Annotated in this window: 14 protein-coding genes; 5 read left to right on the plus strand and 9 right to left on the minus strand. The window is 71.9% G+C overall.

The window, feature by feature from the left end:
* The first annotated feature begins 78 nt into the window (after nucleotides 1-78).
* Both ACFVT1_RS26320 and ACFVT1_RS26325 read left to right on the plus strand, forming a co-directional pair.
* The gene (locus ACFVT1_RS26320; RefSeq protein ID WP_389799793.1) at nucleotides 79-993 is read left to right on the plus strand and encodes an aminoglycoside phosphotransferase family protein; all 915 of its coding nucleotides are present in this window, start codon (nucleotides 79-81) and stop codon (nucleotides 991-993) included.
* 769 nt (nucleotides 994-1,762) lie between these two features.
* Nucleotides 1,763-3,307, plus strand: a complete 1,545-nt coding sequence (locus tag ACFVT1_RS26325; RefSeq protein ID WP_389799795.1) for a hypothetical protein — start codon at nucleotides 1,763-1,765, stop codon at nucleotides 3,305-3,307.
* A 441-nt stretch (nucleotides 3,308-3,748) separates the two neighbouring features.
* Here the strand turns inward: ACFVT1_RS26325 and ACFVT1_RS26330 are convergent, their stop codons facing one another.
* The 4 genes from ACFVT1_RS26330 to ACFVT1_RS26345 all read right to left on the minus strand — a co-directional run bounded on the left by ACFVT1_RS26330 (nucleotide 3,749) and on the right by ACFVT1_RS26345 (nucleotide 7,749).
* Complete coding sequence (locus ACFVT1_RS26330; protein WP_389799797.1) at nucleotides 3,749-4,597, minus strand: SGNH/GDSL hydrolase family protein; 849 nt, start codon at nucleotides 4,595-4,597, stop codon at nucleotides 3,749-3,751.
* A gap of 193 nt (nucleotides 4,598-4,790) precedes the next feature.
* Nucleotides 4,791-5,810 carry a hemolysin family protein gene (locus ACFVT1_RS26335; RefSeq protein WP_389799799.1) on the minus strand — a complete coding sequence of 340 codons (1,020 nt, stop codon included), beginning with the start codon at nucleotides 5,808-5,810 and terminating at the stop codon, nucleotides 4,791-4,793.
* Nucleotides 5,807-7,147: a hemolysin family protein gene (locus tag ACFVT1_RS26340; RefSeq protein ID WP_389799801.1), complete on the minus strand. Its 1,341-nt coding sequence runs from the start codon at nucleotides 7,145-7,147 to the stop codon at nucleotides 5,807-5,809. The genes ACFVT1_RS26335 and ACFVT1_RS26340 overlap by 4 nt, the downstream gene beginning before the upstream one ends.
* Before the next feature lie 176 nt (nucleotides 7,148-7,323).
* A complete protein-coding gene (locus ACFVT1_RS26345) occupies nucleotides 7,324-7,749 on the minus strand; it encodes a GNAT family N-acetyltransferase (RefSeq protein ID WP_389800165.1) in 426 nt (141 codons plus the stop codon).
* A 170-nt stretch (nucleotides 7,750-7,919) separates the two neighbouring features.
* Between ACFVT1_RS26345 and ACFVT1_RS26350 the strand changes: the two genes are divergently transcribed.
* Together ACFVT1_RS26350 and ACFVT1_RS26355 are read left to right on the plus strand one after the other, a co-directional pair.
* Entirely contained in the window at nucleotides 7,920-8,147 is a 228-nt protein-coding gene (locus ACFVT1_RS26350; RefSeq protein WP_030921856.1) for a hypothetical protein, read from the plus strand.
* Nucleotides 8,144-8,515: a fic family toxin-antitoxin system, toxin component gene (locus tag ACFVT1_RS26355; RefSeq protein WP_389799803.1), complete on the plus strand. Its 372-nt coding sequence runs from the start codon at nucleotides 8,144-8,146 to the stop codon at nucleotides 8,513-8,515. Before ACFVT1_RS26350 ends, ACFVT1_RS26355 begins: the two co-directional genes overlap by 4 nt.
* Before the next feature lie 202 nt (nucleotides 8,516-8,717).
* On the opposite strand, the gene ACFVT1_RS26360 is transcribed toward ACFVT1_RS26355, so the two are convergent.
* Genes ACFVT1_RS26360 through bioB form a run of 4 tightly spaced genes read right to left on the minus strand, consistent with a single transcriptional unit; the run spans nucleotide 8,718 to nucleotide 12,628 of the window.
* Nucleotides 8,718-9,395 (minus strand): class I SAM-dependent methyltransferase, encoded by a 678-nt coding sequence (locus tag ACFVT1_RS26360; RefSeq protein WP_389799805.1) that lies wholly within the window; start codon nucleotides 9,393-9,395, stop codon nucleotides 8,718-8,720.
* Nucleotides 9,396-9,455: 60 nt separating this feature from the next.
* Complete coding sequence (gene bioD, locus ACFVT1_RS26365; protein WP_389799807.1) at nucleotides 9,456-10,163, minus strand: dethiobiotin synthase; 708 nt, start codon at nucleotides 10,161-10,163, stop codon at nucleotides 9,456-9,458.
* A gap of 1 nt (nucleotide 10,164) precedes the next feature.
* Complete coding sequence (locus tag ACFVT1_RS26370; RefSeq protein WP_389799810.1) at nucleotides 10,165-11,469, minus strand: adenosylmethionine--8-amino-7-oxononanoate transaminase; 1,305 nt, start codon at nucleotides 11,467-11,469, stop codon at nucleotides 10,165-10,167.
* The gene (gene bioB, locus ACFVT1_RS26375) at nucleotides 11,462-12,628 is read right to left on the minus strand and encodes a biotin synthase BioB (protein ID WP_389799812.1); all 1,167 of its coding nucleotides are present in this window, start codon (nucleotides 12,626-12,628) and stop codon (nucleotides 11,462-11,464) included. The genes ACFVT1_RS26370 and bioB overlap by 8 nt, the downstream gene beginning before the upstream one ends.
* Nucleotides 12,629-12,770: 142 nt before the next feature.
* Between bioB and ACFVT1_RS26380 the strand changes: the two genes are divergently transcribed.
* Nucleotides 12,771-13,913, plus strand: a complete 1,143-nt coding sequence (locus ACFVT1_RS26380) for an 8-amino-7-oxononanoate synthase (protein ID WP_389799814.1) — start codon at nucleotides 12,771-12,773, stop codon at nucleotides 13,911-13,913.
* On the opposite strand, the gene ACFVT1_RS26385 is transcribed toward ACFVT1_RS26380, so the two are convergent.
* Nucleotides 13,906-14,112, minus strand: a complete 207-nt coding sequence (locus ACFVT1_RS26385; RefSeq protein ID WP_389799815.1) for a DUF397 domain-containing protein — start codon at nucleotides 14,110-14,112, stop codon at nucleotides 13,906-13,908. The genes ACFVT1_RS26380 and ACFVT1_RS26385 overlap by 8 nt on opposite strands.
* Nucleotides 14,113-14,118 lie beyond the last annotated feature (6 nt).

The raw sequence follows: 14,118 nt of genomic DNA on the forward strand, positions 1-14,118 counted from the left end.
TCGGGTACCGCCGGGGTCGGGAACATCGGCCACAGCCGCTCCACCAGGGGACGGCCGGCGACGCTATCGTTGGTCCGCATGACCCACACCGAGATCGAGATCACAGCGGAGTTGGTCCGGGACCTGCTGCGTGACCAGCACCCCGACCTGGCCGATCACCCCGTGAAGCTCGGCGCGCGTGGTTGGGACAACCAGCTGTGGCGGCTCGGCGACGACCTCGCCGTCCGGCTGCCCTGGGCGACGCAGTCTGCGGACGCGCTGCTCCGCAAGGAGCACGCCTGGCTGCCCGCCCTCGCCCCGCACCTTCCGCTGCCGGTCCCTGTCCCGCAGCGCCTCGGTGAGCCCTCCGAGCGGTTTCCGCGGCCATGGATCGTCACCACCTGGGTCCCGGGCGAGCCCGCAGACCGCGCCCCCGTCACACGCGCCGCGGAGGCGGCCGACACCTTGGCCGCCTTCCTGACGGCTCTTCACCGCCCCGCCCCCGATGGGGCGCCCGTCGGCCGAGGCCGCGGGGGGCCACTGGCCGACCATGCCGAGGGGTTCGCCAAGCAGCTCGCCTCGGTCACCGAGCTGGGGCTGATCCCCGACCCGGACGCCGTCCGCGCGGTCTGGGAAGACGCCGCCGCCGCGCCCGACTGGACGGGCCCGGCACTGTGGCTCCATGGCGACCTGCATCCGGCCAACGTTCTCACCACGGACGGCACCTTCTGCGGCGTGATCGACTTCGGTGACCTCTTCGCAGGCGATCCGGCCTGCGACCTCGCCGCCCCCTGGGTACTGCTGCCGGACGGCGCCGCCGACCGCTTCCATGGGGCCTACCAGCCGACCCCGGACGACGCGACCTTGCGTCGCGCCCGCGGCTGGGCGGTGCTGCGCGCCCTCGCCTGCATCCTCGTTGGAGATGCAGGCGTCCACGGCCGCCCCGGCGGCAAGCCCACCTGGGGCCCACCCGCCCACGCCACGCTGCGACGCCTCGTCGCAACGGCCCGCTGAACGACCGCGCCGAGCAGGCCGCCGGAGCAAGGCGGGCCTTGATGCTCCTGGCCGGCTCCCGTACTCAACTGTCACCGGCTCCTCGTGGAACCCAGCCGGCTGGTGACCGTTGGTGATCTCCGCGGCGTAGCGGCTTCACTCGTTTGTTGGGAGAGCGGGGCTGTCCGGCGGGCCTGCAGGGGCGGCAGCCGGAAGCGCCGGGTGAGTGTGGTGGTCGGACACCACCGCAGGTCCGGTGGTTGGGCACCACCGCAGGAAGGGTGGGGCGGTGTTCCGGTTGCGCTCGTCGTGTTCGACGTGCCGGCGGTCAATGTCGGCCTGGTGGCATGGGGTGAGGGTCTGGCCGTGATCGATGAGCGGGTTGAGGGTCGGCGCCGGTCACGTTGGAGACGGCGTCGGCGTCGGCGTCGCGGTAGGGATGCCGATCAGGGCAGACGCGTAGGGTGATTCGTCATGGACGCAGACCAGGCCACGCCGGGCGCGGCCGAGCCCCCCGACGCGATCACCCGGCCGCGCAACGCGGCCTCAGCCCGGCCCGAGCCGGCCCCCGCCCCCTGACCCGGCGCACGCAGCATCGGGAGCGCCCACCACCGTCTTCCTCGTGCAGCCCGGCCCTCGTACGGCATGCGCTGGTCCCGGTGAACAGTGCGAGTTCACCGGGCATCGGGCCGCCTGTCCGCGTACGGTGGGCCCGCCCCCGCGCCCCGTCCGCCGTGGTGAGGACGGGTGCGGGTCATCGGGACAGCTACGGCATGGGAGGAAGAACGGCATGACGGAGGCCACTGCGAGCGAGCTGAACGAGCGGGTGCTGGGGCGCAGGTGGACCGTGCGCCTGGACGCTGCTGGTCGTGGCAGTGCGGCGGTGCGCGTCTCGTGCAGCCGTCCCTCCTGCGCCGAGCAGCGTCTGCCGTCCGCGTCCGCCGGCCGTGCGGCCGCAGTCGCCCACCTCAAGGCCCACCTGCGGGCCGCTCCCGAGCCTCGGGCCGAGGTGTACTGCGCGTGCCGGGCCGAAAGCTGCCGCATGCACATCCGTCCCGCCGACCGGCAGATGCATGCCCAGCCCTGGCGGTGCGGCGGGGCGGTCGTCCTGGCCGTGGTCACCGACCGGGAAGGACGCTGGTGGCAGGCCCTGGAGTGCTGTTCACGCTGTGCGGCCGCCGCGCCCGGTGCACAGGTTGTCGCTACTGCTGAGGCCGCCTCCGGCTCGGCGACCCGTACCCCGGATACCGCCGACCGCCCGTCGACCGCTCCTGCCGGTGTGCCCCAGTTCTCCGACCGTCCCCCGCCCGCGGCCGACCCGCGGGAAGTACCGGCCCCCCGCTCCGCGCCGACGCGGCGCCGCCATCCGCACGGGAAGATCGCGCAGCGGGTCGTCCCCCACGATCTGCAGCCCGTTGTCCTGCGGGACGAACTCGTCGAACTCGGTGAGCTCTTCCGCTCGTACCAGCAGCGCACCGAACCCGACTTGGCGCTGCTCGCCGATCTCCAGGAACGAAAGGCACGCGCTTTCACCACCTGGGCCAATGTCAACGGCGACGTCAATCTGCGGCTTGAGGCCCGGCGCGCCGAGCAGGCCGCCACCGCCGCCCGCTTTCAGCACCAGCAGCGCACCGGTTGCAGTACGGACGGCGATGGGCCGGCGGTGCCCCGGCTGCTGACCATGCCGACGCAATGGGAACACGCACGCTCCGTCCTCGCTCACGTGGCCGACCACAGTCCGCTGCCCGGCCTGGAAGCACGGCTGCTGGTGGTGATGCTGACCCTGCGTACCGCGCACACCGGCGCCGGCAACCTCGTCGGGCAGGACGTCACCGCGCTGGGTCTGGTTGATCCGGAGGGCCTGGTCGAGAAACTGACCGGCTGCGGCTGGCTGTGCATCCCCGGCACCGTCGGTGACCTGCTCGCCTCCCGTCCCGAGAACCCCACCCCGGTCACCGTCCCGTCCCTGGTGGCCCGGGAGGACGGGACGGGCCCGTTCCCGTTCGGCAAGAAGATGCGGCCCAAGCTCAGCGGGTGGGCCCAGAGAGTCGTCTCGGACAAGAAGCTCCGCAAGACCAAGGCCGCCGCAGGTACCCGGCTGCTCGCCCTGACGCTGGCCACCCAGACCAGCGCCCCTGGACGGCTCGGCCCCGGCGGAAGGGGCGTCCCCCTGGATTCGCTCGCCGCCTGGTGCCCGGTGGGTCCTGGCGAGCTGCAGCACCTGGTCGACCAGCTGATCACAGCGGACTGGCTCGCCGAAACCGCCGTCACCGACACCCACCTCATTGGGCAGCTGACCGAACGCGTCCTGCCGTTCACCTGTCCCCTTCCCTAGCCGGACCGGGCCGGTCCGGCCGACCGACGAAACACGGACACGGCATCGCCGGTCAGCCGGTCAGCCGGTCAGCGGTCAGCCCGCTCGGCTCGGGCGCGGCGCGGCCTCGCCGTGAACGGTGTGCGGGACGTCGTCCTCGCCACCTGGGCGTCGCCACTGGGGCGGGGCACCCGAACGCGGCCTTCACGAGGGCCAGGTACGTCCACGCGGAAGTCGACACCTGCGGGCGGCCGCGGCTGCGTGGGACGCCCCCCACGGGGCCGGGCCGACCGGTGGCGGGAATCTGTGAGAGATGATCAGTAGTTGATCTACTGGAAGCGCTCTGACCCGGGTCTATCCGTTGTTGTGCAGACGCGTGTCTTGTGCAGACGCGTGCAGAACAGTGTCGAGACCCTGCCGGCGGTCTGTGCAGGCCGGCGCCGTGGTCCGGTCTGCGGGTCGCTACGAGAGTGGAGGCGCGTCCACCCGGCGCCACGTGGCCACCGGGCCGGGGTCGCGGGCATCCTCGGGGGTGACCCAGAACGCCCTTCTCAGTTCCGCGCTGTACTGGGCGCCCGTCCGCCCGTCTCCGGACGAGCGGCCGGTCAGACGGCGGCCGATCCACGGCATCAGATGGCGGCGGGCGAAGCGGAGGTCGTCGACACGTCGTATCGCCCACCTCGGGGGCACGGCGGTCGGGAGCGGCGTGCGCCAGTCGCTCTCCTGCGGCAGCCCCAGCGTCTGCCAGACCGCCTCGGCAACCCTGTGGTGCCCGTCGGCCGTCAGATGGAGCCGGTCGACGTCCCACAGCCGGGGATCGCCCAGGGCCGGCGCTCCGTAAAGATCGACGACCAGCGCACCGTGGCGGGCAGCCAACTCGTCGACCAGGGAGAACAACTCCTCCATCCGCGGGCGGAAGCGTTCCATCACCGGGCCGTTGCGGCCGGGGCTGCGCATGAGCACAAGCTGTCTGCACGACGGAGCGAGACGCTCCACGGCCTCTTCGAGCCGTCCCCGGACCATGCCCATGTCGCACTTGGGCCGCAGCGTGTCGTTGAGACCGCCGACGAGCGTGATGACATCCGGCCGCATGGCGGCCGCCACGTCGACCTGTTCGTCGACGATCTGGCCGATCAGCTTGCCCCGTACAGCGAGATTCGCGTAGCGGAACCCCGGCGTACGGACCGCGAGCCGTCCGGCGAGGACATCGGCCCAGCCCCGGTACGAGCCGTCGGACAGGAGGTCCGACATGCCCTCGGTGAACGAGTCGCCGACCGCGACAAGGCTGGTGTAGGAGGCATTCATTTCCATGGCGATGCGATCGTATCGCGGTGGGGGCCGCCCCCTTCCGGTGAAGTCCGGGAGCGGCGGACCCCTCGCAGGAGGGGGTCCTTTCGTGAAAGGGGGCGCGGCCGGTCGCCGCGCCGCGCCCCCGAAGCCTGTCAGGCAAGCCTGCGGCTGGACCGTCACCGTCCGCCGCGCCCCCGGCGGCCCCGCTCATCGATCAGCGCGGCTGCGGCCGGCCCACCAGTTCCCGCAGCACGTCCTCCATCGTGACCATGCCGGCCAGTCGGTCGTCCTCGTCCAGCACCGCCGCCAGGTGCGTACGGCTGCGCCGCAGTGCGGTCAGTACGTCGTCGAGCGGCGTGGCGGCCCGCACCCGGGCGATCGGCCGCATCGCCGTGACGGGGAACGGCACATCGCGCGGTGCGGCGTCCAGGGCGTCCTTCACATGGAGATAGCCGAGGATCCGCTCTTCGCTGTCCATCACCGGAAAGCGCGAGAAACCGGTCTCGTAGGAGAGCTGTTCCAATTGCTCCGGCGTCGTTCCGATCCTGGCGTACACCACCCGCTCCACCGGCATCACCACATCCCGCACCGGGCGTCGGCCCAGCTCAAGGGCGTGGTGCAGCCGCTGGGCGGCGCGGCCGTCGACCAGCCCCGCGTCCCCGGCGTCCTTCACCAGCCGGGCCAGTTCGTCGTCGGAGAACGTGGCGGACACCTCGTCCTTCGTCTCGACCCGCAGGAGTTTCAGCAGCGTGTTGGCGAAGGTGTTGATCGTGAAGATCACCGGGCGCAACGTCCTGGCGAGGGTCACCAGCGGCGGCCCGAGCAGCAGAGCCGCCCGTACCGGCTCGGCGAGGGCGATGTTCTTGGGCACCATTTCGCCCAGCAGCATGTGCAGGTACGTCGCCAGGGACAGCGCGATCACGAACGAGATCGGGTGGATCAGTCCCTGCGGCACCCCCACCGCGTCGAAGGCGGGCTCCAGCAGGTGCGCGATGGCCGGTTCGGCGACGATGCCGAGGACCAGGGTGCAGAGGGTGATGCCCAGCTGCGCCGCCGCGAGCAGCGCCGATACGTGTTCGAGGCCCCAGACGACGCTCCGCGCCCGCCGGTTCCCGGCCTCGGCCTCGGGCTCGATCTGGCTGCGGCGTACGGAGATCAACGCGAACTCCGCGCCGACGAAGAAGGCGTTGACGACCAGGGTCATCGCTCCGATGAAGAGCTGGACGGCGATCATCGTGCGTCCTCCGTCAGCTCGTCGCAGTCGTCGTGCAGCGGCGCATGCAGCAGGGCCCGCGCGGCACGGCGCCCGGAGGCGTCCACCACATCGACCCGCCAGCCGGCCAGCTCGAACGAATCACCCACGGCGGGTATGCGGCCGACCTCGGTGGCGACGAGTCCGGCGAGCGTCTCGTACGGTCCGTCCGGCACCCGCAGTCCGATCCTCTTCAGCTGGTCGATGCGGGCGGCGCCGTCGGCCGACCACAGGGTCCGCCCGTCGGCGTCCTCGCCGGCCGGCGCCAGATCCGTCGTCTCGTGCGGGTCGTGCTCGTCGCGCACCTCGCCGACCACCTCCTCGACGATGTCCTCCAGAGTCACAACCCCGGCCGTGCCGCCGTACTCGTCGATGACGACGGCCATGGCGAGCTTCCCGGACAGCCGGTCCAGGAGCCGGTCCACGGTGAGGGTCTCCGGTACGAGCAGGGGCTCGCGCAGCATCTCCGAGACGCGTGTACGGGGCCGCTGCTCGGCCGGGACGGCCAGCACGTCCTTGATGTGCGCTACACCGACGACGGTGTCGAGGCTGCCCCGGTAGACGGGGAAGCGGGACAGGCCGGTCGCCCGGGTGGCGTTCGCCACGTCCTCGGCGGTCGCCTGCACCTCCAGCGCGGTGACCTGCACCCGCGGTGTCATGACGTTCTCCGCCGTGAGTTCCGCCAGGTTGAGCGTGCGGACGAACAGTTCCGCGGTGTCCGCCTCCAGCGCACCCGCCTTCGCCGAGTGCCGGGCCAGCGCCACCAGCTCCTGCGGGCTGCGCGCGGAGGCCAGCTCCTCGGCGGGCTCCAGGCCGAAACGGCGCACGATCCGGTTCGCGGTGTTGTTGAGGTGGCTGATGAACGGCCGGAACACGGCGGTGAAGGCCCGCTGCGGGGTCGCCACTACCTTCGCCATGGCGAGCGGGGACGAGATGGCCCAGTTCTTCGGGACGAGCTCGCCGACGACCATCAGGAACACGGTGGACAGGGCGGTTCCCAGGACCAGGGCCACCGAGGACGCCACGCTCGGTGACAGGCCCACGGCCTCCACCGGACCGCGGATCAGCTTCGCGATGGACGGTTCGGAGAGCATGCCGACCACCAGGTTGGTGACGGTGATGCCGAGCTGTGCGCCGGAGAGCTGGAAGGTGAGGCTGCGTACGGCCTTCATGGCGCTCGCCGCGCCGCGCTCACCCCGCTCCACGGCCCGTTCGAGCTGCCCGCGCTCGACGGTCGTCAGAGAGAATTCGGCCGCGACGAAGGCCCCGCAGGCGAGCGAGAGCAGCACTGCCACGAGCAGCAGAAGCACTTCGGTCATCGGTTCACCTCCGTCCCATGATCGGGCAGGGACGGGAGGATCGCTCGATGTCGGAGCTGTTGACTACTGGGAGGCTCGCCCATGGGCGGACGCTCACACCTTTCGGAAGGATCGGTCAGGAGTTAACCATCGTAAAGGATCGGCAAAGACGTCTGCTCTTCCGGCCGGTCTCGCACTCACTCCGCGAGGGGTTTCACCCAACGGCTCCACTGCGGCTCGGGCCCATAGCCCGCGGCGCGCCAGGTGTGCTGCGCCGCGTGATTGCGGTCGAGCACCATCGCGTCGCCCCGTCGCCCGCCCAGCCGCACGAATCGTTCCTCCGCGGCGGCGAGGAGTGCGCTGCCGACGCCTCGGCGCCGCCGGTCGGGATGGACCGCGAGCCGGTACAGGTGGCACCGCCAGCCGTCGAAACCGGCGATCACCGTTCCGGCGAGTACGCCGTCGGACTCGGCGAGGAGCAGTGCCTGCGGATCACGGGCGACGAGCCGCTCGACCCCGTCCCGGTCGTCGCTGATGCTGGTTCCCTCGGCCGCCACCTTCCAGAAGGCGAGGACGGCGTCGAGGTCGGCCGGTGCCGCGGTCCGTACGACGAGGCCGGACATGTCCGCATCGAGATCGTTCATGCGGGGGATCCCACCACCGGGACCTCGGGAGCGTCGAACGGATTCCGCCATGTGGTCACCGGCGGCCGGTAAGGCGCGGACCGACCGGTGTACGGGGCGCCACGAGCCCCCTCTTGCCGGTGCTAGCACACCCGCGCTAGCGTGTTGGTGTGCCCAAGACTCAGCTGAACGTGAGAGTGGACGAGGCTACCGCCGAGGCCGCGCGACAGCGCGCGCTGCAGAGGGGGATGAGCGTGAACCGCTACATAGAGGAACTCGTGAAGCAGGATGCGGGAGAGGTCGGACATACCTTTGTCGAAGCTGCGGCCGACTTCATGAAGCAGTACGAGTCGGTGTTCGCCGAGGAGTTCGGCCCGGAGCGCAAAGGCACGCGTTGAACCTCCAGATCGACCTTTCCTGGCTGCTCATGGTGGCCGAGCACAAGACCCCCGGCGATCCGCAGGTCGTCGACTGGGGTGCGCTCGTGGCCGCGGTGGCCCGTCATGAGGCCGAGATCTTCGGCAGCCCTGTCTACAGCGACCCGCATTCCAGGGCCGCGGCCCTCCTGCAACTGCTGCTCCATGTCCCCGCGCTCGAACACTCCAACGCGATGTTCTCCTCCGCTGTCGCCTACGGCTATCTCGTCGCCTCAGGGCTGAAGGTCATCACCTCGCCCGAGCAGGTGCGCGACCTCGCCCGGCTGGTGAAGGAGGGCAAGGCGGACGTCCGGGCCGTCGCCGACGAACTGCGCCAGTGGAGCCTGTGACGTCTCCGGGTGCGCGGGACGCCTCCGATGTATGGGACATCTCCGACGCCCTCGGTGCGCGGGATGTCTTCGGTTCGGGCGACGTCTCCCCGGTCCTCGGTGCGCGGGACGCCCGCGGTCCCGAGGGCGTCTCCGAGGCCCCTGGAGCGCGGGACGCCTTCGGCACGGGAGCGCCTCCGGTGCGCGGTGGTGGGCCGACGCGTCAGCCCACCGCGGTCGGCCGCCGCGCCACGCCCAGCACACAGTCGGACGTGGGCAGCCGTACGCCCCGGTCCGGCATCCTGACCCGGCGATAGGCCTCGACCGTCAACCCGGCCCTCTCGATGGCGGCCAGGGTGTCGCGCGCCGTGTGGCACCCGCCCGCCAGCAGCGGCCAGACCGTACGGTCCAGTACCCGCTGGGTGGTTGCCATGGCCCGGTCGTCGGCCCGCACATGCTCGAAGAACCGCAGCTCACCGCCCGGCCGCAACACGCGCATGATCTCCGTGAGTGATCGCTCCGCGCTCCGTACGGTGCACAGCACCAGCGAGGTGACCGCCCCGTCGAACGCCTCGCTCTTCACCGGCAGGGCCTCCGCCGTGCCCGGCACCACATCCACCGGAATTCCGGCCCGCAGCGCCGACCGCACCGCCAACTGCCGCAGGGTGCGCTCGGGTTCGATCGCCACCACCTCCGATACCTCGGGCGGGTAGTGCGCGAAGTTCAGGCCGTTGCCGGCGCCGATGTCGATGATCCGGCCGGACAGCCCGGACAACAGCTCCGCGCGCACCGCGGCCAGTCCCGCCCCGGTCTCCGCGGCCACGCTCATCCGGGCATAGAACCTGGCGAAGACCGGGTGGTGCACCGTGTCCTCCGGGATTCTCGTGCTGCGAAGACGCATGGCGGACCTCCTCGACACGGTGCTCGACCCGCAAGGTACGGCACTTTCGATTCTCCCCCGTCACGCACGGCTCGGCCGCTTGTCCGGGGGCCGGTTCCCGCCCAGTTCCGCCGCCAGCCAACTCCCGGCCCGCGCGCGGAAGTCGGCCGGCCCGAGCGCCCCCGCGCCGGCCGGCACCGCACCCAGCAGCGGGGCACCCGCCGCCACCGGAAGGTCCGACAGATTGCACCGCGCCGCGAGGTCCGGCTCGGCGGGCATGCTGCCCACCACCACACCGAGGCACTCCAGCCCCCGGGCCCGCAGGGCCTCCGAGGTCAGCGCGGTGACATTGAGCGTGCCCAGTCCCGCCTGCGTCACGACCAGAACCGGTGCGGCCAGCAGCCGGGCCGCGTCGGCGAGGGTCGCGCCCTCGTCGTCGAACCGCACGAGCAGTCCGCCCGCACCCTCGACCAGCACCAGATCGTGTTCGGCTGCCAGCTTCTCGGCCGCCTCGGCGATCTCGTACGGGCGTACCGGCGGAAGACCGGCCCTGCGGGCGGCCGTGGCCGGAGCCAACGGCTCGGGGAACCGGGCCAGTTCGACCGCGGTCACATGGCCGCCCGCCAGCCGTACGACCTCGGCGGCATCCCCGTGCTCGCCGGGGGCCAGCCCTGTCTGCGCGGGCTTGAGCACCGCGACGCGGCGATCCCGGTACGCCGCCGCCACGGCCGCGGTCACCACCGTCTTGCCGATCTCCGTGCCCGTGCCCGACACCATCAGAACCGTCATCTCAGCCCTCCCGCGCTGCCGCGCAGACGGCGCGGCAGATCCGCGCCACATCGTCGTCATCGGTCACATAGGGCGGCATCGTGTAGACGAGATCGCGGAACGGCCGCAGCCACACGCCTTCCCGTACCGCCGCCTGGGTCGCGGCCGTCATGTCCACCTCGTGATCGAGCTGTACGACGCCGATCGCGCCCAGCACCCGCACATCCCGCACCCCGGGCAGCTCCGTCGCCGGGGCGAGGCCCTTCCGCAGCCCCGTACCGATGCGCCGGACCTCCTGCTCCCAGTCCTGCCCGAGCAGCAGGTCGATGGAGGCGCAGGCCACGGCGGAGGCGAGCGGATTGCCCATGAACGTCGGTCCGTGTGCCAGCACCGGCACCTCGCCGCGCGAGATGCCCTCCGCCACCCGCGACGTGCACAGCGTCGCCGCCATCGTCAGATAGCCGCCGGTCAGCGCCTTGCCCACGCACATGACATCGGGCGAGACCCCCGTGTGCCCGGCGGCGAACAGCTTCCCCGTACGGCCGAACCCCGTGGCGATCTCGTCGAACACCAGCAGCACGTCGTGCGCGTCGCACGCCTCGCGCAGCACCCGCAGATAGGCGGGGGAGTGGAACCGCATCCCGCCCGCACCCTGCACCACCGGCTCCACGATCACCGCGGCCAGCCGCTCGGCGTGCTCCGCGATCAGTTCCCGCAGGTGGCGTGCGTACGCGGCGTCCGGCTCCGCGTCGAAACCGGCCGGTGGCTCGTCCGCGAAGATCTGTTGGGGCAGTACGCCCGACCACAGCTCGTGCATGCCGCCCTCGGGGTCGCACACCGACATGGGCTGCCAGGTGTCCCCGTGGTAGCCGCCGCGCCAGGTCAGCAGCCGCTGCTTGGCCGGCCGCCCGGCCGAGCGCCAGTACTGCAGGCACATCTTCACCGCGACCTCGACCGACACCGAACCCGAGTCGGCGAGGAAGACGTGCCGCAGCGGCTCCGGGGTGATCTCGACCAGCCGGGCGGCCAGCCGCACGGCGGGCTCATGGGTGAGCCCGCCGAACATCACATGACTCATCCGGTCCAGCTGGCCGCGTGCCGCCTCGTTGAGCACCGGGTGGTTGTAGCCGTGCACCGCCGACCACCACGACGACATGCCGTCGACCAGCTCGTGGTGTCCGTGGGCCGGTTCGGCGAGCCGGAGCCGCACCCCGGACGCGGACTCCACGACCAGCGGCTCCTGACGCCCAGGCATCGGGCCGTAGGGATGCCAGACGTGGGCCCGGTCCAGGGCCCGCAGCTCGGCCGGGGCGAGGGCCTCAGGCATTGGGGGCGAGATCCGTGCCCGCGCCGCGACGGCGCACCGCGACCAGATCCGTGCGTGCTGCCGGGACCTCGCCGGGTTCGGCCACGGCGTCCCTGGGCGCGTCGCCGCACGGCGCGCACCCGCCGTCGTGCGAACCGCAGCCGCCACCCGCCGCCGCACGGTGCGCGGGCAGCGTCGTCGTCCCCGCTCCCTCCACCTCGAAACCGGCGTCCGCGATCATGTCCAGATCAGCCTGCCCCGCCTGTCCCTCACTGGTCAGGTAGTCGCCCAGGAAGATCGAATTGACCAGGTGCAGGGCGAGCGGCTGCATGGAGCGCAGATGCACCTCGCGTCCGCCCGCGAGCCGGACCTCCACATCCGGGCAGACGAACCGGACCATGGCCAGAATGCGCAGGCACCGCTGCGGGGTGAGGTTCCACTCCTTGGCCAGCGGGGTTCCCTCGAACGGGATCAGGAAGTTCACCGGCACCGAGTCGGGGTCCAGCTCCCGCAGCGAGAAGACGACATCGACCAGATCGGCGTCGCTCTCGCCCATCCCGGCGATCAGCCCGGAGCACGCCGAGAGCCCGGCGGCCTGCGCCTGCTGCACGGTCTCCACTCGGTCCGCGTAGGTGTGGGTGGTGGTGATGTCCCCGTACGTCCCCTCGGACGTGTTGAGGTTGTGGTTGTACGCGTCGGCGCCCGCCGAACGCAGCCGGTCGGCCTGTCCGTCGGAGAGCAGACCCAGACAGGCGCACACCTCCACGCCTTCGTGTCGCTCCTTGATCGCCTCGATGGTCTCCGACACCCGGTCGACATCGCGGTCCGTCGGACCGCGACCGCTCGCCACCAGGCACACCCGCTTGGCGCCACCCGCCACCCCGGCCGCGGCGGCCTTCGACGCCTCATCCGGTTTCAGCCAGGTGTACTTGAGGATCCCGGCCTTCGAGCCGAGCCGCTGCGAGCAGTACGAGCAGTCCTCGGGGCAGAGCCCGGACTTGAGATTGACCAGGTAGTTCAGTTTCACGCGCCGCCCGAACCACTGACGGCGCACCTTCCCGGCCGCGGCCACCACGTCGAGCAGATCGTCGTCCGAGGTCGCCAGTACGGCGAGTGCTTCTTCACGGGTCGGCAGCTCGCGCCGCAGCCCCTTGTCCACCAGCGTGTTCAGGAGGTCCATGGCGTTGATCCTGGCCTACGGCACGGCCCGTAGCCAAGGAGGAACCGGACAACAGAGCCCGTCTGGGGTGTGTGCATTGCCACACCATGACCTGCTGCGCCCCCGGCTAGGGTCTGTGAGCTGCCTACAAAAGGGACCGCTCATGCCCTTCGCCCCGTTCGACTGGATCGACGACGAGGCGCGCCGCCGCGCGGACGCCGGACTCGTCCGTGCACTGCGCCCCCGGCCCGCCGAATCCGCACTCCTGGACCTCGCGAGCAACGACTATCTGGGTCTGACCCGGCACCCCGAGGTCATCGCCGCCGCCGCCGGGGCCGCGCACCGGTGGGGCGCGGGCGCGACCGGGTCGCGGCTCGTCACCGGCTCCACCGCACTGCACGCCGAACTCGAACACGAGCTGGCCGATTTCTGCGGGTTCGAAGCGGCCCTGGTCCTGTCGTCGGGCTACGCGGCCAACCTCGCCGCCCTCACCGCGCTGACCGGCCGCGGCTCGCTGATCGTCTCCGACGCCGGCAACCACGCCTCGATCGTGGACGGCTGCCGGCTCTCCCGGGCCGAGACCGCCGTGGTACCGCATGCCGATCCCGACGCCGTACGCAAGGCCCTGCGGACGCACGAGGGCCGCGCGCTGGCGGTCACCGACTCGGTCTTCTCGGTGGACGGCGACGCCGCCCCGCTGCCCGAACTGGCCGACGTCTGCCGGACGGAGGGCGCCGCGCTGCTCGTCGACGACGCGCACGGCCTGGGCGTGCTGGGGAAGGGCGGCCGGGGCGCGCTCGCGGCCGCCGGTCTCGCGGGCGGCGACGGCATCGTCACCACGCTCACCCTCTCCAAGTCCCTGGGCAGCCAGGGCGGAGCGGTACTCGGTCCGGCCCGGGTCGTCGAGCACCTGGTCAACACGGCCCGTACGTTCATCTTCGACACGGGCCTCGCGCCGGCCGCCGCGGGCGCCGCGCTGGGCAGCCTGCGGCTGCTCGGCCGTGAGCCGGAACGCGCCGACCGGGCCCGCGCGGTCGCCACCGCGCTGTACGAGCGGCTGACCGCGGCCGGTCTGACCGCCGTACGCCCCGACGCGGCCGTGGTCTCGGTGCGGGCGCCTTCGGCGGACGCGGCGGTGCGCTGGGCGGCCGACTGCCGTATGGCGGGAGTCGCGGTGGGGTGCTTCCGGCCGCCGTCGGTGCCGGACGGCGTCTCCAGGCTCCGGCTGACCGCGCGAGCCGATCTGACCGAGGAACAGATCGCCGACGCGGTGGCGACCGTGCGGCGGACCGCTCCCGTCAGCTGACCGGACCCCGGTGAAGGCCGGAGACGAACGATGTCCAGGCCGCCACGGAGAACCGCAGCGGTGGCCTGGACACATCCTTGGAGTCCCGCACGGCCAGCCGTCCGCCACCGAACGGCGCGGCCTCCACGCAGTTGTTCATACCCGTGCTGCGGCTGCTGCGCCGCCACCGTAACTCGTGCTGTGCGAGGCAATCCGACATGACGCC

Source organism: Streptomyces sp. NPDC057963 (assembly GCF_042887155.1).
GTDB lineage: Bacteria > Actinomycetota > Actinomycetes > Streptomycetales > Streptomycetaceae > Streptomyces.

What these genes read in the sequence shown, in the direction of transcription:
- ACFVT1_RS26340 (WP_389799801.1), bottom strand. Translation starts at nt 7,147, where the DNA reads ATGACCGAAGTGCTTCTGCTGCTCGTGGCAGTGCTGCTCTCGCTCGCC.
- ACFVT1_RS26380 (WP_389799814.1), top strand. Translation starts at nt 12,771, where the DNA reads ATGCCCTTCGCCCCGTTCGACTGGATCGACGACGAGGCGCGCCGCCGC.
- ACFVT1_RS26385 (WP_389799815.1), bottom strand. Translation starts at nt 14,112, where the DNA reads ATGTCGGATTGCCTCGCACAGCACGAGTTACGGTGGCGGCGCAGCAGC.
- ACFVT1_RS26335 (WP_389799799.1), bottom strand. Translation starts at nt 5,810, where the DNA reads ATGATCGCCGTCCAGCTCTTCATCGGAGCGATGACCCTGGTCGTCAAC.
- ACFVT1_RS26325 (WP_389799795.1), top strand. Translation starts at nt 1,763, where the DNA reads ATGACGGAGGCCACTGCGAGCGAGCTGAACGAGCGGGTGCTGGGGCGC.
- bioD (WP_389799807.1), bottom strand. Translation starts at nt 10,163, where the DNA reads ATGACGGTTCTGATGGTGTCGGGCACGGGCACGGAGATCGGCAAGACG.
- ACFVT1_RS26330 (WP_389799797.1), bottom strand. Translation starts at nt 4,597, where the DNA reads ATGGAAATGAATGCCTCCTACACCAGCCTTGTCGCGGTCGGCGACTCG.
- ACFVT1_RS26370 (WP_389799810.1), bottom strand. Translation starts at nt 11,469, where the DNA reads ATGCCTGAGGCCCTCGCCCCGGCCGAGCTGCGGGCCCTGGACCGGGCC.
- bioB (WP_389799812.1), bottom strand. Translation starts at nt 12,628, where the DNA reads ATGGACCTCCTGAACACGCTGGTGGACAAGGGGCTGCGGCGCGAGCTG.
- ACFVT1_RS26345 (WP_389800165.1), bottom strand. Translation starts at nt 7,749, where the DNA reads ATGTCCGGCCTCGTCGTACGGACCGCGGCACCGGCCGACCTCGACGCC.
- ACFVT1_RS26320 (WP_389799793.1), top strand. Translation starts at nt 79, where the DNA reads ATGACCCACACCGAGATCGAGATCACAGCGGAGTTGGTCCGGGACCTG.
- ACFVT1_RS26360 (WP_389799805.1), bottom strand. Translation starts at nt 9,395, where the DNA reads ATGCGTCTTCGCAGCACGAGAATCCCGGAGGACACGGTGCACCACCCG.